The 19,614-nt window shown below is 75.6% G+C and carries 20 protein-coding genes; 10 read left to right on the top strand and 10 right to left on the bottom strand.

The genetic code is table 11. From position 1 onward, the window contains the following. Positions 1-17 precede the first annotated feature (17 nt). The 5 genes from BM165_RS02660 to BM165_RS02640 all read left to right on the top strand — a co-directional run bounded on the left by BM165_RS02660 (position 18) and on the right by BM165_RS02640 (position 4,440). Entirely contained in the window at positions 18-794 is a 777-nt protein-coding gene (locus BM165_RS02660) for a glycerophosphodiester phosphodiesterase family protein (protein ID WP_208976609.1), read from the top strand. Further along, on the top strand, positions 791-1,678 hold the full coding sequence (locus BM165_RS02655; protein ID WP_244273970.1) for a lysophospholipid acyltransferase family protein: 888 nt from the start codon (positions 791-793) through the stop codon (positions 1,676-1,678). Before BM165_RS02660 ends, BM165_RS02655 begins: the two co-directional genes overlap by 4 nt. Positions 1,679-1,801: 123 nt before the next feature. Beyond that, on the top strand, positions 1,802-3,151 hold the full coding sequence (locus tag BM165_RS02650; protein WP_083426957.1) for an MFS transporter: 1,350 nt from the start codon (positions 1,802-1,804) through the stop codon (positions 3,149-3,151). Then, on the top strand, positions 3,148-3,885 hold the full coding sequence (locus BM165_RS02645) for a thymidine kinase (protein ID WP_075011928.1): 738 nt from the start codon (positions 3,148-3,150) through the stop codon (positions 3,883-3,885). The genes BM165_RS02650 and BM165_RS02645 overlap by 4 nt, the downstream gene beginning before the upstream one ends. A gap of 210 nt (positions 3,886-4,095) precedes the next feature. Beyond that, positions 4,096-4,440 (top strand): RNA polymerase-binding protein RbpA, encoded by a 345-nt coding sequence (locus BM165_RS02640; protein ID WP_075011927.1) that lies wholly within the window; start codon positions 4,096-4,098, stop codon positions 4,438-4,440. Between the two features lie 78 nt (positions 4,441-4,518). On the opposite strand, the gene BM165_RS02635 is transcribed toward BM165_RS02640, so the two are convergent. The 4 genes from BM165_RS02635 to BM165_RS02620 form a co-directional block, all read right to left on the bottom strand. Further along, complete coding sequence (locus tag BM165_RS02635) at positions 4,519-5,046, bottom strand: FxsA family protein (protein ID WP_075011926.1); 528 nt, start codon at positions 5,044-5,046, stop codon at positions 4,519-4,521. Between the two features lie 40 nt (positions 5,047-5,086). Further along, positions 5,087-5,881 carry a polyprenol monophosphomannose synthase gene (locus BM165_RS02630; RefSeq protein ID WP_075011925.1) on the bottom strand — a complete coding sequence of 265 codons (795 nt, stop codon included), beginning with the start codon at positions 5,879-5,881 and terminating at the stop codon, positions 5,087-5,089. Then, a complete protein-coding gene (gene lnt / locus BM165_RS02625; RefSeq protein ID WP_075011924.1) occupies positions 5,878-7,497 on the bottom strand; it encodes an apolipoprotein N-acyltransferase in 1,620 nt (539 codons plus the stop codon). Before lnt ends, BM165_RS02630 begins: the two co-directional genes overlap by 4 nt. Before the next feature lie 174 nt (positions 7,498-7,671). Then, positions 7,672-9,204: an amidohydrolase gene (locus BM165_RS02620; protein ID WP_075011923.1), complete on the bottom strand. Its 1,533-nt coding sequence runs from the start codon at positions 9,202-9,204 to the stop codon at positions 7,672-7,674. Positions 9,205-9,282: 78 nt separating this feature from the next. On the opposite strand from BM165_RS02620, the gene BM165_RS02615 reads away from it, so the two are divergent. Further along, the gene (locus tag BM165_RS02615) at positions 9,283-9,855 is read left to right on the top strand and encodes a GNAT family N-acetyltransferase (RefSeq protein ID WP_075011922.1); all 573 of its coding nucleotides are present in this window, start codon (positions 9,283-9,285) and stop codon (positions 9,853-9,855) included. A 22-nt stretch (positions 9,856-9,877) separates the two neighbouring features. Here BM165_RS02615 and BM165_RS02610 read toward each other — a convergent pair whose 3' ends face one another. Both BM165_RS02610 and BM165_RS02605 read right to left on the bottom strand, forming a co-directional pair. After that, positions 9,878-10,753, bottom strand: a complete 876-nt coding sequence (locus BM165_RS02610) for a lysophospholipid acyltransferase family protein (protein WP_083426955.1) — start codon at positions 10,751-10,753, stop codon at positions 9,878-9,880. 83 nt (positions 10,754-10,836) lie between these two features. Further along, positions 10,837-11,457 (bottom strand): TetR/AcrR family transcriptional regulator, encoded by a 621-nt coding sequence (locus tag BM165_RS02605; protein ID WP_075011921.1) that lies wholly within the window; start codon positions 11,455-11,457, stop codon positions 10,837-10,839. Positions 11,458-11,644: 187 nt separating this feature from the next. On the opposite strand from BM165_RS02605, the gene BM165_RS02600 reads away from it, so the two are divergent. The 4 genes from BM165_RS02600 to BM165_RS02585 all read left to right on the top strand — a co-directional run bounded on the left by BM165_RS02600 (position 11,645) and on the right by BM165_RS02585 (position 16,127). Continuing rightward, the gene (locus BM165_RS02600; RefSeq protein WP_075011920.1) at positions 11,645-12,448 is read left to right on the top strand and encodes an SDR family NAD(P)-dependent oxidoreductase; all 804 of its coding nucleotides are present in this window, start codon (positions 11,645-11,647) and stop codon (positions 12,446-12,448) included. Positions 12,449-12,479: 31 nt separating this feature from the next. Beyond that, a complete protein-coding gene (locus tag BM165_RS02595) occupies positions 12,480-13,598 on the top strand; it encodes a DUF5938 domain-containing protein (RefSeq protein WP_075011919.1) in 1,119 nt (372 codons plus the stop codon). Beyond that, entirely contained in the window at positions 13,595-15,175 is a 1,581-nt protein-coding gene (locus tag BM165_RS02590) for an acyl-CoA synthetase (RefSeq protein WP_075011918.1), read from the top strand. Before BM165_RS02595 ends, BM165_RS02590 begins: the two co-directional genes overlap by 4 nt. Before the next feature lie 88 nt (positions 15,176-15,263). Further along, complete coding sequence (locus tag BM165_RS02585) at positions 15,264-16,127, top strand: hypothetical protein (protein ID WP_075011917.1); 864 nt, start codon at positions 15,264-15,266, stop codon at positions 16,125-16,127. Between the two features lie 95 nt (positions 16,128-16,222). Here BM165_RS02585 and BM165_RS02580 read toward each other — a convergent pair whose 3' ends face one another. The 4 genes from BM165_RS02580 to BM165_RS02565 form a co-directional block, all read right to left on the bottom strand. Continuing rightward, positions 16,223-16,513: a DUF1540 domain-containing protein gene (locus tag BM165_RS02580; protein WP_075011916.1), complete on the bottom strand. Its 291-nt coding sequence runs from the start codon at positions 16,511-16,513 to the stop codon at positions 16,223-16,225. Positions 16,514-16,747: 234 nt separating this feature from the next. After that, on the bottom strand, positions 16,748-17,818 hold the full coding sequence (locus tag BM165_RS02575) for a radical SAM protein (RefSeq protein WP_244273969.1): 1,071 nt from the start codon (positions 17,816-17,818) through the stop codon (positions 16,748-16,750). 144 nt (positions 17,819-17,962) lie between these two features. Continuing rightward, the gene (locus BM165_RS02570) at positions 17,963-18,457 is read right to left on the bottom strand and encodes an Lrp/AsnC family transcriptional regulator (RefSeq protein ID WP_083426954.1); all 495 of its coding nucleotides are present in this window, start codon (positions 18,455-18,457) and stop codon (positions 17,963-17,965) included. Further along, entirely contained in the window at positions 18,432-19,532 is a 1,101-nt protein-coding gene (locus tag BM165_RS02565) for a M24 family metallopeptidase (protein ID WP_244273968.1), read from the bottom strand. Before BM165_RS02565 ends, BM165_RS02570 begins: the two co-directional genes overlap by 26 nt. Positions 19,533-19,614 lie beyond the last annotated feature (82 nt).

Below are 19,614 nucleotides of genomic sequence, written 5' to 3'. Positions count from 1 at the left end.
CCGCTAGCGTGTCGAGCGTGCCTCCCGCCCGGTTCGCCTACCTCGACGGACCGACGCCCCTGGCGATGGCCCACCGCGGCGGCGCGATCGAGCACCTGGAGAACACCATGCCGGCCTTCGAGGCCTGCGTGGCGATGGGCTATCGGTACCTCGAGACCGACGTCCGGGTCACCGCCGACGGCGTCCCCGTCGTGTTCCACGACCCCTCCCTGGACCGCGTCACCGACCGCAGCGGCCGCGTCGAGCAGCTGCCCTGGGCCGAGGTCGCCCGCGCCCGCATCGGCGGCCGGGAGCCGATCCTGCGGCTGGAGGAGCTGCTCGGCGCCTGGCCCGACGTCCGGTTCAACCTCGACGTCAAGGCCGCCGGCGTGCTGGCCCCGCTGGCGCGCACGGTGCGCCGGACCGGTGTGCTCGACCGCATCTGCCTCGCGTCGTTCTCCGACGCCCGGGTCGCGGCCGCCCGGCGGGTGCTCGGGCCGGCCGTGTGCACGTCGCTGGGCCCGCGCGGGGTGGCGGCGCTGCGGCTGTCGTCGTACTCGCCGCGGGCGGCCGGGCTGGTGCGCGTGCAGGCCGGGTGCGCGCAGGTGCCGCTGCAGCTGGGCGGCCGGGCGCTGGTCGACGAGCGGTTCGTCACCGCGGCGCACGCCCGGGGCCTGCAGGTGCACGTCTGGACCGTCGACACCCCGGAGGAGGCGACGGCGATGCTCGACCTCGGGGTCGACGGGATCATGACCGACCGCCCGGCCATGCTCAAGCAGCTCCTCGAGGCCCGCGGCCAGTGGGGGCAGTCGTGACCGGTCTGACCGGCCGGCTGCGCGCCTGGCGGCCCACGCCGCCGCCGCTGCCCGACCACCTCGAGCCGATCCTGCGCGACGGCGACCCCGAGTGGTTCGTCCGGGAGCTGGCGATCGCGGCGGCGCCGCCGTGGTGGGTGTGGCTGTTGCTGCTGCGGCGGTTCTCCTGGCTGGTGGACCTCTTCGGCCGGGTGGAGGTGACCGGGTCGGTCCCGGAGGAGCTGCGGCGCGGGCCGCTGCTGCTGGCGGCCAACCACGTCGGCGACTTCGACCCCTTCGTCGTCGCGGTCGCGCTGCACCGGCTCGGCGTGGTCCCGCGGATCATGGCCACCGGCGGGATCATGTCCGCGCCGGTGGCCGGGCCGCTGCTGGAGCGCGCCGGGGGCATCCGGGTGGAGCGCGGCACGCAGCTCGCCCGCCACGCGGTGCGGGTGACCGAGGTGGCGCTGGTGCACGGCGGGCACGTCGTCGCCTATCCCGAGGGGCGGGTGGGCCTGGCCCCCGACGGGTGGCCCGAGCGCGGCCGCACCGGCATGGCGCGGCTGGCCCTCGGCGTGCGGGTCCCGGTGCTGCCGGTCAGCCAGTGGGGCGCCCAGGAGGTGCTGCAGTACGGCAACGACTGGGGCAAGCTGCGCACCCTGGCGCGCTCGCTGGTGCGGCGTCCGGTGCTGCGGGTGCACGTCGGGCCGCCGGTGTTCATGGAGGACCTCGAGGTGGGGCGGGTGGGCGACGCCAACCGGGCCCGGATGCGCATCGCGGCGGCGATCACCCGCGGGCTGGTGCCGCTGCGGGCGGCGAGCCGGCCGCTGCACCCCGACCCGACCCGCCCGACGACCGGCGCGGCGGCGTTCCCCGGCGGGGTCGTGCCGCCGGACATCCCGTGACCGGCCGGTGCTGGATCCGCCCCGTCCGGGGTGGCACCCTGCGCACGCGGCCGAGCCTGCGGGGCCGCACGTGAGCACAGCACCGTCGGTCACGACGCCGACGAGCGTCAGCGAGGAGGAGTCGTGACCGCCCCCGAGATCCAGGCCGTTCCCGGCCCGGCCGATCCCGCGCTGCGCCGCGAGCGCTTCGGCTGGTACTCCTACGACTGGGCGATGTCGGTGTTCAACACCAGCGTCACCACGGTCTTCCTGGGCCCGTACCTGACCAGCGTCGCCCGGGACGCCGTCGGCGCCGACGGTCGGCTGCCGTTCCTGGGGTTGTCGATCCCGCCGGGCAGCTGGTTCTCCTACGTGCTGTCGTTCTCGGTCGTCCTGCAGGTGCTGGTGCTGCCGCTCACCGGCGCCGTCGCCGACCGCTCGGGCCGCAAGCGGCACCTGCTCGGCGGGCTGGCGGCGCTGGGCGCGCTGGCGGCCACCTGCCTGTTCTTCGTCGCCGACGGCCGCTACCTGCTGGGTGCGGCGCTGTTCGTCGTCGCCAACGTCTCCTTCGGCGCCGCCACCGTCGTCTACTACTCCTGGCTGCCCGACCTCGCCTCCCCGGACGAGCGCGACGCCGTCTCCAGCCGCGGCTGGGCCTTCGGCTACGTCGGCGGGGCGCTGCTGCTCGCCGTGCACCTGGGCCTGTTCCTCGGGGCGGAGTCCCTCGGGCTGACCGAGGGCGAGGCGGTGCGCATCTGCCTGGCGACGTCGGGCCTGTGGTGGGGGCTGTTCACGCTGGTCACCGTCTCCCTCCTGCGCGACCGGCCGCCGGCCGCCTCCCACGGCGCGGCCACCAGCGGCTTCCGGCAGCTGGCCGCGACGCTCAGGGGGATGCGGGCGTTCCCGCTGACGCTGTGGTTCCTCGGCGCGTACCTGTTGTTCAACGACGGCGTGCAGACCGTCATCTCGCTGTCGGCCACCTACGCCAGCGAGGAGCTGGGGCTGTCGCAGTCGGTGCTCACCGGGGCGATCCTCATGGTGCAGGTGGTCGCCGTCTTCGGCGCGCTCGGGCTGGGGCGGGTGGCCGCCCGCTACGGCGCCAAGCGCACGGTGCTGGGCTGCCTGGTGGCCTGGACGGCGGTGCTGGTCGCCGCGTACTGGCTGCAGGAGGGCGCGGTCGCCCAGTTCTACGCGCTGGCGGCGGTGATCGGGCTGGTGCAGGGCGGCACGCAGGCGCTGTCGCGGTCGCTGTTCAGCCACCTCATCCCGGCGGGCCGGGAGGCGGAGTACTACAGCTTCTACGAGATCAGCGACCGCGGGACCAGCTGGCTCGGGCCGTTGGCCTTCGGCCTGACCTACCAGCTCACCGGGTCCTACCGGTACGCGATCATCAGCCTGGTCGTGTTCTTCGTCGCCGGCTTCCTGCTGCTGCTGCGCCTGCCCCTGCGGCGGGCGGTGCTGGCCGCGGGCAACACGCCGCCCGAGCGGCTGTGACCGATCCCGCACCCGCGACCCCACCCGCGGCTCCAGCGGTCCCGGCCGCCGGTGACCGGCGGAGAGCGCCCGCGCCGGCGCACCTGCGCTTCTTCCACGGCCCGATGGACTGCGGCAAGTCCACGCTGGCGCTGCAGGTCGACCACAACCAGAGCCGGCAGGGCCGCTCGGGCCTGCTGCTGACCCAGGGCGACCGCTCGGTGCGGCCGCAGATCACCTCCCGGGTGGGGCTGGCGCACGACGCCGTCGAGGTCGACGACCACACCGACCTGCTGCTGCTGGTGCGCAGCCGCTGGGCCGACGGCACCCGCGTGGACTACCTCATCGTCGACGAGGCGCAGTTCCTCACGCCGGCGCAGGTCGACCAGCTCGCCGAGCTCGTCGACGCCTCGCACGTCGACGTCTACGCCTTCGGCCTGACCACCGACTTCCGCACCCGGCTGTTCCCGGGCACGCAGCGGCTGCTCGAGGTCGCCGACGACGTGCAGCGCATCCAGGTCGAGGTGCTGTGCTGGTGCGGGGCGCCGGGGCTGCTCAACGCCCGCGTCGTCGACGGGCAGCTGGTGCGGCAGGGCGCCACGGTGGTGGTCGCGGACACCGCGCCCACCCCGGTGCCCGAGGCCGACCACACACCCGGCCCGGAGGTGCACTACCAGGTGCTGTGCCGCCGCCACCACGTGCTCGGGCAGCTGGGCCCGGGAGCGGCCGGACCGGGCCAGCTCGAGCTGCCCTGACCTCCCCGGGCCTCCCGGCGCGCGGCGGTGGCTCACCCGGTCGGGGGGCGTTGCGTGCCCCGATACCACTCCATGCGATGATGGGGAACCGACTCCGCGGAATCTCTCCGCGAAATCCGCCGTTGGTCTCCTTGACTACCTCCTGCAGTGGGTACCCCCTGCTGCGAGCAGTCCCGACCGACACCCACCAGCACGAGAGGACGGTGTGCCATGGGCGAGCGTTCCCTGCGGGGCAGCCGACTGGGCAGCGTCAGCTACGAGACGGAGCGGAACACCGCCCCGATCGAGCGCCAGTACGTCGAGTACAAGTGCCCCTCGGGTCACCAGTTCACCGTGCCCTTCGCCGACGACGCCGAGGTGCCCGACACCTGGGAGTGCAAGTTCGACGGCGCGTCGGCCAAGCTGGTCGGCGGCGCGGAGCCCGCTCCCAAGAAGGTCAAGCCCCCGCGGACCCACTGGGACATGCTCCTGGAGCGTCGCTCCGTGGAGGACCTCGAGGAGGTCCTCGCCGAGCGGCTCGAGGTGCTCCGCGGCCGGCGGACCCGCGCCAGCTGACACCGCACCACCCAGCACGACACCAGCACGACACGGAACGGCCCCGGTGGGACTCCCCACCGGGGCCGTTCCGCGTGCTCAGCGGGTGAGGTGCTCCCCCACGACCCCGCCCTCGGCGACCTCGCCCTCGATGACTTCGCCCTCGATGACCCGCACCGGACCGCCTGGGTATGGAAAGTCCGGCGCCCGCGTGCTGCGCACCCGCACCGGGACGGCCACACCCAGGACGCCCAGCCGGGCCGCCAGCCCACGGCCGACGGCGGCGCGCACCAGCGGCCGGGTGGGCGGCAGCAGGAACAGCAGCCCGACGACGTCGCCGAGGAACCCCGGCAGCACCATCAGCACCCCGCCGACGGCGACCAGGCCGGCGTCACCGGCCGCGCGGCCCGGCGACCGGTGCGCCTGCGCCCGCTCCCGCAGCTCGGCCAGCGCGCGGCCGCCCTGGCGCGCCGTGAGCGTCCAGCCCAGCACGGTGGTGGCCAGCGCGGCCACGAGCGTCCAGCCGACACCGATCCACGCCGCGACGAGCACGAAGACGGCGATCTCCGCGAGGGCCCACAGCCCCACCAGGACCCGGATGCGGCGTCCCCTGACCTGCTGTCCCACGGCTCTCCCCGGTCCGGCCTCGCCGGCGGCCCGGGTCCGCCTACCGGACCTCGCTGGACCGCCCGCCGTCGCGGACCCGTCCGGGCACGGCCCGGGGGACCCGGCCCGGCAGCCGATCGGCCAGCCGGTCCTGCAGGCCCCACCAGGTGACCCGTACCAACGCCTCTTCAACGATCGAGGCGGTCATCTTGCTCCTGCCGGCCGTGCGTTCGCTGAAGGTGATCGGCACCTCGGTCACCCGGGCGCCGGCGCGCACCGCCCGCCAGGCCCAGTCGACCTGGAAGCAGTAGCCCTGGCTGGCCACCTCGTCGAAGGGCAGCCGGTCGACCAGCTCCCCGCGGACGGCGCGGAACCCGCCGGTGGCGTCGGCCAGGGGCAGCCGCAGCGCCCAGCGCGTGTAGCGGTTGCCCACCCGCGACAGCATCAGCCGGCGGCGCGGCCAGTCCTCCACCCGCCCGCCGGGCACCCACCGCGAGCCCAGCACCAGGTCGGCGTCGTCGAGGGCGGCCAGCAGCCGGGGCAGCTGCTCGGGGTGGTGGGAGCCGTCGGCGTCCATCTCGACCAGGACGTCGTAGCCGCGCTCGCGGCCCCAGCGGAACCCGGCGACGTAGGCCGGGCCCAGGCCGGACTTGTGGGTGCGGCGCAGCACGTGCACCCGGGGGTCCCGCGCGGCCAGCTGCTCGGCGAGCTCGCCGGTGCCGTCGGGTGAGCCGTCGTCGACCACGAGCGCGTCGGCGCCGGGGACCGCGGCGTGCAGCCGGGCGAGGACCGGCCCGAGGTTGTCGACCTCGTCGTAGGTCGGGACGACCACCAGGACCCGGGAGGGGCCGCTCACGCCCCGCCCCGCCGGGCACGCAGCGCGGGGACGGCGACGGCGAGGACGGCGGCGGCGCCCAGCACGGTGAGGGTCCACTCGGGGACGGCGTCGAGCCGCTCGGCGAGGGTGGTGAAGTCGCGCTGGGCGACGTCCTCGACGAACACCGCGGGGGTGAACAGCTCCGAGCGGCGGGCCAGCGACCCGTCGGGCGCCACGACGGCGGAGATGCCACTGGTGGCGGCGACGACGACGGTGCGGCCGAACTCCACGGCCCGCAGCCGGCTGGCGGCCAGCTGCTGCTCGCTCTCGTCGGTGTAGCCGAAGGTGGCGTTGTTGGTCTGCACGACGAGCATCCCGGCGCCAGCCTGCACGGTGTCGGCGACCAGGGAGTCGTAGACCACCTCGAAGCAGATGACGTCGCCCACCCGCGCGCCGCCCATGTCCAGCACGCCGACCTCGGTGCCCTTGGTGAAGTCGCGGCGGACCAGGTCGACCTTGTCGCTGAAGAAGCGGAAGAAGTCGCGCGCCGGGACGTACTCGGCCAGCGGCACGGGGTGGCGCTTGACGTAGGTCTGCCCGGGCCCGCTCTCGGGGTCCCAGACGATGCCGGTGTTGGACAGGTACTCCCCCGGCCCCTGCACGACGGCGCCCACCAGCACCGGCGCGCCGATCGCGGCGGCGGCGCGGCTGATCTGCCGGGCGGCGTCGGCGTTGGTGTAGGGGTCGATGTCGGAGCTGTTCTCCGGCCACACCACGAGGTCGGGCTGCCGCTGGTCGCCGGCCGCGACCGCGTCGGCCAGCTCCAGGGTGCGCTGCACGTGGTTGTCCAGGACCGCGCGGCGGCGGGCGTTGAACTCCAGCCCGGCCTCGGGCACGTCGCCCTGGATCACCGCGACGGTGCGGGTGGGCCCGCCCTCGGTGAGCGAGGGACCGGGCAGCGGCAGCCACGCCACCGCGGCGAGCAGCGGGACGGCGAGCGCGGCGGCGAGGGCGGCGGCCGCCGCCCGCACCGCCGGGCCGCGCGGGTGCGCGCCGGCGGAGCGCCGGGCCCGGGCCAGGGCGAGGACGGCCGCGGCCAGCAGCGTGCCGGTGAGCGCCACGGCGAAGGAGACCAGCGGAACACCGCCGTAGGCGGCGAGGGCGAGGTAGGGCCCGTCGGTCTGGCTCAGCCCCAGCCGGCCCCACGGGAAGCCGCCGAACGGCACCCGGCCGCGCAGCGCCTCGTCGGCCACCCACAGCGCCGCGGTCCACAGCGGCCACAGTCGCAGCCGGGAGACCGCCGCCGTCGCCGCGCCCAGGGCGCACAGGAACAGCGCCTGGGAGACCGCGAGCGCCAGCCACGGGAAGGCGCCGACGTAGATGCCGGTCCACGACAGCAGCGGCACGAAGAACGCCAGCCCGCACACCAGCCCCAGCCAGGCGCCGGAGCGGGCCCGCTGCCCGTGCACCGCCAGCGCCAGCGCGGCCGGGCCGAGCACGGCCAGCGGCAGCAACGAGTACCCGGGGAAGGCCAGCAGCATCGCGCCGCCCCCGGCGGCGGCGAGCAGCGTCCGCCAGGGCAGCCGCCTGCCGGGGCGGGTCCGCGCCGGCCGCTCCGCGCCGGCGTCGCGCGTGTCCGTCAGGGCTGGTGGCACCGCTGCTGGTGGGACCGCTGCTGGTGGCACCGCTGCCCTCCCCGCGACGTCGGCCGGCGCCCGGCTCCCCCGCGGGCACGGGCCACGGCGTGGCCCGCCGACCAGCATCCCATCCCGTACGCGGCGACCGGCTGCACGACCGGCCCTCTCCCTCTCCCGGAGGGTCGGCTTCCGTTACAGCGACAGCACCTCCCCGGCCACCACCAGGGCGGTGCACCCGGGCCGGGCCCGGGTGTCCAGCACTGCCGACAGGGTCGCCGGTGTGTCCCACAGCGCCAGGTCCGCCGGCGCGCCGACGGCGAGCGGCCCGGCGGCGGTCTCGGCCCGGACGGCGTGCCAGCCGCCGTGGGTGGCCGCGTCGAGAGCGTCGAAGGGGCGCAGGCCCGCCCCGGGGGTGTGGTGGTCGACGGCGGCGTGCACCCCGCCCCAGGGGTCCATCGGCGTCACCGGGGCGTCGCTACCCAGGGCGAGGGCGACGCCGGCGTCGGCGAGCGCGGCCAGGGGGTTGGTGGCCAGCGCCCGCTCGACGCCGAGGCGCTCGGCGTACATGCCCGCGTCCCCGCCCCACGCCGCGTCGAAGGCGGGCTGGACACTGGCCACCATGCCCCAGGCGCGCATCCGCGCGATGGCGTCCGGGCCGGTCATCTCCACGTGCTCGAGCCGGTGCCGGCAGGCGCGCACGGCGGGCAGGCCCAGCACGGCCACCACCGCCCCGACGGCGTCGAGGACCTGCTCGACGGCGGCGTCGCCGATGACGTGGAACCCGGCCTGCACGCCGGCCACCGTGCACGCCCGGACGTGGTCGACGAGCTCGTCGGTGTCGAAGCGCAGCGCGCCGCTGGTGCCGGGCCGGTCGCGGTAGGGACTGCTCAGCGCGGCGGTGTGCGACCCGAGTGCGCCGTCGCAGAACAGGTCGCCGCCGGCGCCGGCCAGGCCGAGCTCGTGCACCGGGTCCAACCCGCCGCGTCCGGCGAGCTCGCCCCAGTAGCCGAGCACCCGCGGGCCGGGGCGGCCGGCCGCCAGGGCCAGCAGCGCCCGCAGGTCCTCGGCGCCCGACACCTCGGGCCCGGCCATCTCGTGCAGGCTGCCGATGCCCAGCCGGGCGGCCTCGGCCAGGGTCGCCTCCTGGGCGGCGGCCCGCTGCGCGGCGGGAACCGCGCCGTAGGCGGCCCGGCGGGCGGCGTGGTGGGCGTCGAGGCGCAGCTGCCCGTCGGCGGAGAAGCCGGGCAGGTCGGCGATGCCGGGGACCCGGTCCAGCAGCGCCGTGGAGACCGTGGCCGAGTGGACGTCGACCCGCGCCAGGTAGGCCGGCCGGTCCCCGACGACGGCGTCGAGGTCGGCGCGGGTGAGGCCGCGGCCCTCCGGCCAGCCGGTCTCGTCCCAGCCGGTGCCCAGCAGCACCCCCGGGGCGGCGGTGCCGGCGGCCGCGGTGACCGCGGCGAGCGCGTCCGCGAGGCTCGACCTCGAGTGGAGGTCGAGACCGGTCAGCGCCAGGCCGGTCGCGGTGGCGTGCACGTGCGCGTCCACGAACGCCGGGGTCAGCAGCGCGCCCTCCCCTGCCAGCACCCGGCCCGCCCGCGGCGCGTCGCCGGCCGCCCCGACCCAGGCGATCCGCCCGTCGACGACGTGCACCGCGCGGCCGGGCCGGTCGCCGACCGTGACGTCGGTGAGCAGCAGGCCGGTGCCGGGGGCCGTACGGGGGGTCATACCGCCGATCATGACGGCGGGCGCGGCGGCTCCCGTCCCCGGGTGGCCGGACCCCGGTGGCGACGGTAGGCAGGAGCGGTGCCGGACGGGGAGCTGCTCACCCCGCGGCTGCGGCTGCGCCGCTGGACCACCTGCCGCGACGACCTGGCCCGGCTCACCGACACCTACTCCCGCCCCGAGGTCACCCGGTGGCTGGGCGGCCCGCCGTCCGTGGGGCCGGTGGAGCTGGTCGGCCGCTGGGCGGAGGTGACCCGGGCGGACCCGCGCTTCGGCTGCTGGGCGATCGAGGTCCGCGGCACCGAGATCGGCGGCACCGAGATCGGCGGCACCGAGGTCGGCGGCCGGGAGCCGGTCGTGGCCGGCACGGGGCTGCTCAAGCCGCTGCCCGGCGGGGTCGGCGAGGTGGAGGTGGGCTGGCACCTGCACCCCGACTGCTGGGGACACGGCTACGCCACCGAGGCCGCCCGGGCGGTCGTGGCGCACGCCTTCGGCGCCGGGGTGCCCGAGGTCTACGCCGTCGTGCGCCCCGGCAACGAGCCGTCGCTGGCCGTGTGCCGGCGGCTGGGCATGCAGCCGCTGGGCCGGATGCGCCGGTGGTACGACGTCGAGCTGGAGGCGTTCCGGCTGATGGCCCCGCCGGTCGTGGAGTAGGCGGCCCGGTCAGGCGGTCGGGTCAGGCCGCCGCGGACGGGGGCCGGCGGCGCAGCCGGGCCCGCAGCCGGGCGCGGCGGGAGGTGCGGGCGCGGACCCGCGCCCCGGCGGCGTCGTCGCGGTCGCGCGCCGCGGCCTCCTCCAGGGTGGGGGCGGTGCCACCGAGGTGCACCGGCAGCCACCACAGGTCCTCCGGGCCCGCCGGCTGCTGCGGGTAGCTGCGCTGCGCCTCGTCGAGCAGGGCCTCCATCGCTGCCCGCGTCCGGGCCAGCAGCGCCGCCGGGGTCTCCCCGGGCTCGGCGACGATCGGCTCGCCCACCAGCACGGTCACCGCGCGGCCGCGGGTGAGGTCGACGGGGCGCTTCTTGGTGGCCACCCGGTGCCCGCCCCAGACCGCGGCCGGCAGGATCGGCACCCCGGCCTGGATGGCCATGCGGGCCGCGCCGGCCTTGAGGTCCTTGACCGTGAAGCTCTGGCTGATCGTCGCCTCGGGGAAGACCCCGACGACCTGGCCGTCCTTGAGCGCCCGCACCGCGGCGTCGAAGGCGGCGGCGCCGGCCTTGCGGTCGACCGGGATGTGCTGCATCGCCCGCATGAAGGGGCCGGCGAACCAGTGGCCGAACACCGAGGCCTTGGCCATGAACCGCACCAGCCGGCGCCGGGGCAGCGCGGCCAGGCCGAGGAAGGTGAAGTCGAGGTAGCTGACGTGGTTGCTGCACACCACCGCACCGCCGGCGGCGGGCACGTGCTCGGAGCCGCGGACGTCGAAGCGCAGCCCCAGCAGCCGGAACACCACCAGCGCCAGCCGGACGACCAGCCGGTAGGGCGCGTCCCGGCGGTCGGGGCGCGGACCGAACAGCTCACGCCGGACGACGTCTCGCCAGCTCGCGGTGTACATGGCGGGACGATAACCGCACTCGCCGCGGAGTGACCTGCTCAGTCCCCCGACGGGCATCCGGACGTCGGCGGCGGCATGCCCGGTCAGTGCACGAGCTGCGGGAGCACCGCCTGCACCGACGCCCGCAGGTCCGCCGCCGCCTGCGGGTCGCCGGCCAGCTGCCGGAGCAGCGCCTGCTGGAAGAGCCCGTCGAGGACGGCGTAGAACGCCGGCGCGGCGACGCGCGGCTCGGCGCCGGACAACTGCGCGTACCGGGTGACCACCCGCCAGACCATCTGCTCGAGCAGCTGGTCGATCTCGGCGACGTCGGCCCGGAACGCGGGCTCGAACATCGCCTGGTTGCGCAGGTCGTACCAGAGGCGGTGCATCTCCGGCTCGCCGGTGAGGGTCGCGGTCTGCTCGCGCAGGAACCCGGTGACGAGCTCCTCGGCGGTGGTCGCCGTCGCCACCGCCTCGTCGTAGCGGGTGGCGCAGCGGGCCTTGTACTCCCGCACGCAGTGGGTGATCAGCTCCACCTTGTCGCGGAAGTAGTAGTGCAGGACCCCGTGGGAGTACTCGGAGTTGGCGGCGATCTCGCGCAGGCTGGTCCGGGCGTAGCCGAGCTCGGACAGCGTCTTGAGCGCGGCGGTGGCGAGCTCGCTGCGGCGCCGGGCGACCTTGTCGGCCGCGCGCCCCTCGAGCCGGTCGGCCACGGCGGGTCCCACGGCGCTCCTCCGGTCGGCGGCGGGCACCGGACGCGTGCCCCGGGGCGGAGCGTACCGGCGCGCCTGCGGTCTTGACGAGTGTCCAGGAATCTCTTGACGCTCGTCCAGATCCGGGTCGAGCATGACGCGCGTCACATCCCGGGGGCCGGATCCGCGCCCCCGGACCTCCCGAGCACGAGGAGTCCCGATGTCGGTCCCCGCACTGCACGGCCGCAAGGCGCTGGTCACCGGAGGCGCACGCGGCCTCGGACAGGGCATGGCCCAGGCACTCGCCCGCGCAGGCGCCTCGGTCGTCGTCGGCGACGTCCTCGACGAAGAGGCGGCCGAGACCGCCCGCCTGCTCGCCAAGGAGGGCGTGACGGCGGGGTCCGTCCACCTCGACGTGACCGACGAGGCCGGCTGGGAGGCCGCCGTCACCGCCACCGTCGAGCAGCTCGGCGGGCTCGACGTGCTCGTCAACAACGCCGGCGTCGAGGTCACCGCACTGGTCACCGACATCGACGCCGGCGACCTGCGCCGCATGCTCGACGTCAACGTCGTCGGCACCGCGCTCGGCATGAAGCACGGCCTGCGCGCCATGCGGCCCGGCGGAGCGGCCGGCACCGGCGGCGCCATCGTCAACGTCTCCTCGGTCGCGGCGACCATCGCCTTCCCCGGCATCGCCGGCTACTCCGGCACCAAGTCCGCCGTCGACCGGATGACCCGCATCGCCGCCGCGGAGGCCGGCCGGCTCGGCTACGGCGTCCGCGTCAACTGCGTCTACCCCGGCCTGGTGCCCACGGCCATGGGCGTGAAGCTCGCCGTCGACTGCGCCGAGCTGGGCCTCTTCGACAGCCCCCAGGCCGCCGTCGAGGCCGTGGTCGGGCTGACGCCGTCGGGACGGCTCGGCGAGGTCGCCGACATGGCCGACGCCGTCGTCTTCCTGGCCTCCGACGCCGCCCGCTTCGTCAACGGCACCGGCCTGGCCGTCGACGGCGGCATGGGCTCCTGAGCACCCCCGACAGCAGCGAGGAGACCCAGCCATGAGCACCAAGCCCGTCGTCGTCTACGGCGCCTCCGGCTACACCGGCCGGCTGATCTGCGAGTACCTGCGCGAGCTCAACGTCCCGTTCGTGGCCGCCGGCCGCGACAAGGACCGCTGCCAGGAGGTGGTCGGCCGCATCCCCGGCATCGAGACCGCCGACGTCGACATCGTCGAGGTCGAGCACACCGTGGAGGCGCTCACCGACCTCTTCCGCGGCGCCTCGGTCGTCTGCAACACCGTCGGCCCCTTCATCAGGTACGGGTTCGAGGTCGCCGAGGCGTGCCTGGCCACCGGGGCGCACTACCTCGACACCACCGGCGAGCAGGACTGGGTCATGGCCGCCCAGGAGCGCTTCGGCACCGACTTCGCCGACGCCGGCCTGCTGCTCTCCCCCGGGATCGCGCAGATGTACACGACCGGTGAGATCGCAGCCAACATCGCCCTGGAGACGCCGGGCCTCGACACCCTCGACGTCCTCGTGCTGTGGAAGGGCTTCCCGACCTACGCCTCCACCCAGACGATCTTCACCATCCTCAAGGCCGACTGGTTCCACCTGCAGGAGAACCAGTACGTGAAGGTCGACCCGCTCTCGAGGTGGGACGTCGTGGTGCCCGGCCGGCACGAGCTCGGCCTCGCCGTGCCGTGGGGCGGCACCAGCCACCCGGTGTGGTTCAAGAACGACCCGCGCGTGGCCAACGTCACGGTCGCCGGCGGGGTGATGAACCGGCCGGTCATGGAGGCCGTCGTCGCCACCACCGCGGCCGTGGAGAGCGACGTCAAGACCCTGCCCCGCGACCAGTGGGACGACGCCCTCGCCGCGGTCGCCGACCAGTGGGCCACCGGCATGCCGCCCCGGGAGAACCCGCGGCTGAACGTGTCGGTCGACTCCGTGCACGCCTCGGGCCCGCTCGGCCGCAAGCACGTCGTCATCCACGGCAACAGCAACTACAAGCAGACCGGGCTCCTGCAGGCCTGGGCGGCGATGTCGCTGCTGCAGCAGCCCCCGCTGAAGGCCGGCTTCGCCTCCGGCTGCCAGGCGTTCGGCCACCGGCAGCTGCTCGGCGTGCTCCGCCAGTTCGGCCTGGTGCTCGACCCGGTGGTGACCGAGCACCGATGAGCCTCACCGCCTACCTCGACAAGGGCGCCTCCCTCGGGCCGGACGCCCCCTGCCTCACCAGCGGGGACCGCTCGATGACCTACGCCGAGGTGCAGCGGCACAGCCGGCGGGTCGCCGGGGCGCTCACGCGCTCCGGCGTCCTGCCCGGCGACGCCGTGGCGGTCCTGTCGACCAACGACCCGGTCTCCTTCGCCGGCGTCTTCGGCATCGCCCGCGCCGGGGCGGTGTGGTGCCCGGTCAACCCCCGCAACGAGGCCGAGGAGAACCGGGAGCTGCTCGACCTCTTCGGCTGCACCGCGCTGCTCTACCAGCGCTCCTACGCGCCGCTGGTCGCCGCGATCCGCGACCGCCTGCCCCGGCTGACCATCCTCGTCTGCCTCGACGGCGAGGGCGACCGCGGCGACCCGTCGCTCACCGAGTGGCTGGCCGCAGGTCCCGAGGCCGCAAGTCCCGAGGCCACTGGTCCCGGGGCCGCGCCGCCCGGTGGGCTGGTGATGCTCGTCGGCACCGGCGGGACGACCGGCCGGCCCAAGGGCGTGCGGCTGACCGACCGCAACGTCGAGACGATGTCGGCGCTGACGCTCATGAGCTATCCGTTCCGGGGGCGGCCCCGGTACCTGGCGCTCGCGCCCCTGACCCACGCCGCCGGGGTGCTGTGCTTCCCGGTGATGGCGCTCGGCGGCGAGGTCGTCGTCATGCCCGCACCCGACCTCGGCGACTTCCTCGCCCTCGTCGAGCGGCGCCGCATCACCCACACCTTCCTGCCGCCGACCCTGGTCTACGCCCTGCTGGCCCACCCCGACCTCGACACCACCGACCTCGCCTCCCTGCAGTGCCTCTGGTACGGCGCCGCGCCGATGTCCGCGCACCGCCTCGAGGAGGCCATCCGCCGCATCGGCCCGGTCCTCGGGCAGCTGTTCGGCCAGTCCGAGGCACCGATGATGATCTCGACGATGTCCCCGGCCGAGCACCTCCGCCCCGACGGCTCCCCCGCCCTCGAGCGGTTCGCCTCCGCCGGCCGCCCGACACCGCTGACCACCGTCGCCGTCATGGACCCCGGGGGCCGGCTGCTGCCCGCCGGCGAGCGCGGCGAGATCGTCGTCCGCGGCTCCCTGGTCATGGACGGCTACCACCGCGACCCGCAGGCCACCGCCGAGGCCGGCCGCTTCGGCTGGCACCACACCGGCGACATCGGCTACCTCGACGACGACGGCTGGCTCTACCTCGTCGACCGCGCGAAGGACATGATCATCAGCGGCGGCTTCAACGTGTACTCCGCCGAGGTCGAGCAGGCGCTCCTGGCGCACCCGACGGTGCAGGACTGTGCCGTGATCGGCCTCCCCGACGAGAAGTGGGGCGAGCGGGTCGTGGCCGTCGTCCAGCCGCGGGCCGGCACCTCCCCCGACCCGGCCGACCTCCGGGCGTTCGCCCGGTCCCGGATCGGCGGCGTCAAGGCACCCAAGGAGGTCCTCGTCTGGGACGACCTGCCGCGCTCGAAGGTGGGCAAGGTCCTCAAGCCCGACATCCGCTCCCGCCTCCTGCCCGGGCAGGAGGGTGCTCCCGGTCCTGGTGGGTGACTGTCGCTGTCGCTGTCGCTGTCGCTGTCGCTCTCGTCCGTCGCGGTCTTTTCATCGTTTGTTGGGGATAACGGGTATACTGGACGGTGTGAGCCGGACCTGGCAGGGGCCACTGCCCGAGATGCCGTCGGTGCCCGCCGCGCGGGAGTGGGCGCGCCTGGAGCCGCCCGAGGGCTACGCCGTCCAGTGGCGGCGGCTGGTCGACGCGGCCCTGGAGCTCGGCCTGGGGCCGGAGGAACTGGCCACCGGCGGGATGGACGACGTCGCGGCGGCGCGCGGGTGGAAGCCGGCCACGATCACGCTGTACAGCAAGGTGGCCCGCTACGGCGGTGTCCCCCTGCCCACCCCGCCGACGCCGGAGCCCGACCCGCGCGCGCTCGACCTGCGGCCGCTGTGCGACGTGCAGAGCGAGCAGCCCGAGCACCTGCGCACGGTGGTCTGGTGCGCCATCGCGCTGCACTGGCCGGCGCCGGTGGGCACCTTCCGCGACCTGCGCCGGGAGCAGGTGCGCCCGACGAGCCGTCGGCTGCTCGTCCGCACCGACGACGGCGAGTGGGCGGTGCCCGGGGCGCTGCGCGCCTGGCACGCGTGGGAGGCCGTGCGCAACCGCTTCCCGGCCCTGGCGGAGAGCCCGTGGGTGCTGCCGGCCCTGCGCCGCGGGCCCGGCTACCGGTCGGAGGTCGGCGGGCGGCTGTCCAGCCAGGCCCTGCAGGTGACGTTCACGAAGCACGCCGTCCGCACCGCGCTGTACCTGCGCGGGACGTCGGCCGGCGCGCGTCGCCCGCAGGCCGAGGCCCTCGCCGCGGTGTACGAGACGCTGTCCTACGACTCCTTCCGCCGGCTGGCGCTCGCCGACGGCGCCGAGCCGGTGGCCCCGCGGGGCGCCGTCCGCGCCGGGCGGGCATCGCGGGCCAACCGGGCGGCCGGGGCCGCCCCGTCACCGGGGCGATGACCACTCCCCTCCCCCACGCAGCAGGACGGCCCGGGCGGGTGCCCGGGCCGTCCTGCAGTGTGTGCGCGGGGTGTCCCGCGGTCGTCAGGCCGTCGTCAGGCCGTCGCGTAGGTCAGGCAACTGGCGGTGTCGTGGTCGAACCCCACGCGGATGTCGGACGCGCGGCACTCGAGGGCGTCGTTGTGCACGCAGTCGGTGCGCTGGCAGGCACCCACCTGCGCCTCGGCCCGCGGCAGGCCGCCCCGGATGGTGAGCGGGAGGAACGTGCCGCAGTCGGCGTGCCCGTCGGAGCCGCTCACGGTGATCGCGAAGGCATGACAGCCGTGGTCGTTGTAGGAGCAGCCGGCGACGGTGCACTCGCTGACGGGGGGCATGACGGTGGTCATCTGGCGCTCCGGGGTCGGACGGATCGGTTGCCGCCAGTGTGCCGAAGAATGGCGCGGAATTCGACTCGGGGAACAACTCGGCATGGCGTTCCTGAGCCATTCTCCAGGTTAGCCTCACCTGGGTCATCGCAGGTCCGCGGCTCGCCGGGTCGGATCATGAGGGGAGGCTGCCCTACCCCCGACGCCATTTCCGCACCGTCGGCGAATGGTGAGGGAAGGCTTGCCTGACCGCCGTCAGAGGAGGGTGAGCTGCCCGGGCACGCCGTCGTCGCTCCCGCCTGCGCGCCTCCCCCGCCGTGCGGGCGCCGGGGTGGCCTCCCGGGCGGCCGGCAGGCTGCCGGCCGGGAAGGACACCTCGTCGTCGCCGGGCACGCCGGAGGGCACGTCCCCGCCCGCGCTCCGCACCCGCCCGCCCGGGTGGCGGTCCAGGCCGTGCCGGCGCAGCAGCGGGGTCACCCGCTCGGCCAACCAGGAGCGGTACTCCGCGGGCACGTACGCACCGCCCCGGTACAGCTGCCGGTAGCGCGGCACGAGCGACGGGTGCTCGCGCGCCAGCCAGGCGGAGAACCACTCGCGGGCACCCGGGCGCAGGTGCAGCGGCACGACGGTGACGCCGGTGGCACCCGCCGCGGCGATCGCCGCCAGGGCGGCGTCGAGGTCGGCCTGCCGGTCGGTGAGGCCCGGCAGGACCGGCGCCAGGAAGACGCCGCACGGCAGCCCGGCGTCGGTGACCGCACGCACCAGGTCCAGCCGGGCCCGCGGCGACGGGACGCCGGGCTCGAGGCTCGCGTGCAGGTCCTCGTCCCAGATGCCCAGCGAGACGCCGAAGCCCACCGGCACGTCCTGGGCGGCGGCGGCCAGCAGTGGCACGTCGCGGCGGGCCAGCGTCCCCTTGGTGAGGACGGAGAACGGCGTCCCGGACCCGGCCAGCGCGCGGACCACCCCGGGCATGAGGCGGTAGCGGCCCTCGGCGCGCTGGTAGGGGTCGGTGTTCGTGCCGAGCGCGACGTGCTCGCGGCGCCACGACGGCTTCGCCAGCTCCCGCCGCAGCACCTCCACCAGGTTGGTCTTGACGACGATCTGGGTGTCGAAGTCCCGCCCGCTGTCGAGGTCGAGCCACTCGTGCATCCGCGATCCGTCGGGCACCTGGTTGAGCGCGGACCGGGACAGCACCTCGTGCAGCGTCACCCCCGGGAACTCCGGCACCTGCACGCTGCGCAGCAGCCCGCGGACGCTCGGCATACCGGGCAGGAGTGCGTCGTCCTCGGCATCGAGCCGCTGCCCCTCCCACCGCACGCCGACCATGCGAACACACGTTCGACCGGGTGTCCACCTGCCGCGCCGGCCTGTGCTCCTCGTTGTTGCCTTCCCGGCGTGTGCAGGAGATTGTCAGTTGGGGATAACGGTCGGACACCGGACACGAGGACGCACGGATCGGGCGGTGTGGGCTCAGACCGGTGGCCGGTCCTCGTAGAACGTCGAGAGGACGACGGTCGTGCGGGTGCTGACGTTCGCCGTCGTGCGGATCTCGCGCAGCAGGGCCTCGAGCGCCTCGGGGCTGGCCACCCGCACCTTGAGCAGGTAGCTCTCCACCCCCGCCACGGAGTAGCAGGCCTCGATGGCGTCGAGGTGGACGAGCTTGGCCGGGGCGTCGTCGGCCTGGGCCTGGTCCAGCGGGGTGATGGACACGAAGGCGGTCAGCCCCGCCCCCACCCCGCGGGCGTCGACGGTGGCGCGGTAGCCGGTGATCAGGCCGCGCTGCTCGAGGCGGCGGACCCGCTGGTGCACCGCCGACACCGACAGTCCCACCCGCTCGGCGAGCTCGGTGTAGCTGGCCCGACCGTCCCGGGCGAGGGCGGCCAGCAGTGCCCGGTCGACGTCGGGTGCGGCGGCGTGGCCGGACGGCTCCCCGCCGGGCTCAGCCGGGGAGGACGACGAGCCCACGGGGACCCTGGTTGAGCACGCGGACGCCCTCGTCGGTGCAGACGACGATGTCCTCGATCCGGGCGCCCACCCGCCCGGCGAGGTAGATGCCCGGCTCGACGGAGAAGGCCATGCCCGCCTCCAGCGGCAGGTCGTTGCCCGCGACGATGTAGGGCGCCTCGTGGGTGTCGAGGCCGATGCCGTGGCCCGTGCGGTGGATGAAGTGCTCGCCCCAGCCGGCCGCGGTGATGCGGTCGCGGGCGACGGCGTCGACCTGCTCGGCGGTCACCCCCGGGCGGACGGCGGCGACGGCGGCCTCCTGCGCGTCCTGCAGCACGGCGTACCACTCGGTCACCTCGGCGCCGGGCTCCCCGCCGACGACGTAGGTGCGGGTGCAGTCGGAGCGGTAGCCGGTCGCGGTCTCCCCGCCGATGTCGACGACGACGAGGTCGCCGGCCTGCACCACCCGGTCGGAGAGCTCGTGGTGGGGGCTGGCGCCGTTGGGGCCGGAGCCGACGATCGTGAAGTCCACGCCGACGTGCCCCTCGGCGAGGATCGCCGCGGCGATGTCGGCGCCCACCTCGGCCTCGGTGCGGCCGACCCGCAGCCACTCCCCCATCCGCGCGTGCACCCGGTCGATGGCCGCGCCGGCGGCGGCGAGCTCCTCCACCTCGGCCGGCGTCTTGACCATCCGCAGCCGGTCGAGGACCGGGGTGGCCAGCTCCAGCGCCGACCCGGGCAACGCGCGGTGCACGCCGAGCGCGTGCTCGGCCCAGGTGCGGGCGCCGACGGCGACGCGGGTGGGCGCCGTCCCCAGCCGCGCGGTGACCTCGCGGGCGAGCAGGGCGAAGGCGTCGTCGGTCTCGTCCCAGGCCAGCAGCTCCAGGCCCAGCGCGCCGGCGGGGCTCGCGTCCACCATGGGCGCCTCCAGCCGGGGCACCACCAGCAGCGGCTCGCCGCTGCGGGGGACGGCCAGGGCGGTCAGCCGCTCCATGGCGTGCGCGTCGTAGCCGCACAGGTAGCGCAGGTCCGACCCGGGGGTGAGGACGACGACGTCGACGCCGAGCTCGGCGGCGACGGCGCGTGCGGCGTGCACGCGATCGATGCTGACGAGGGCCCCCGCGCTGTCTGGCACGCCCGGACACTAACCCCGGGTACCGACCGGTCTCGCGCGGGTT

Source organism: Geodermatophilus obscurus, assembly GCF_900115395.1.
In the GTDB taxonomy this organism is placed as follows: domain Bacteria; phylum Actinomycetota; class Actinomycetes; order Mycobacteriales; family Geodermatophilaceae; genus Geodermatophilus; species Geodermatophilus obscurus_B.
This window is presented reverse-complemented; position numbering and strand designations above follow the sequence as displayed.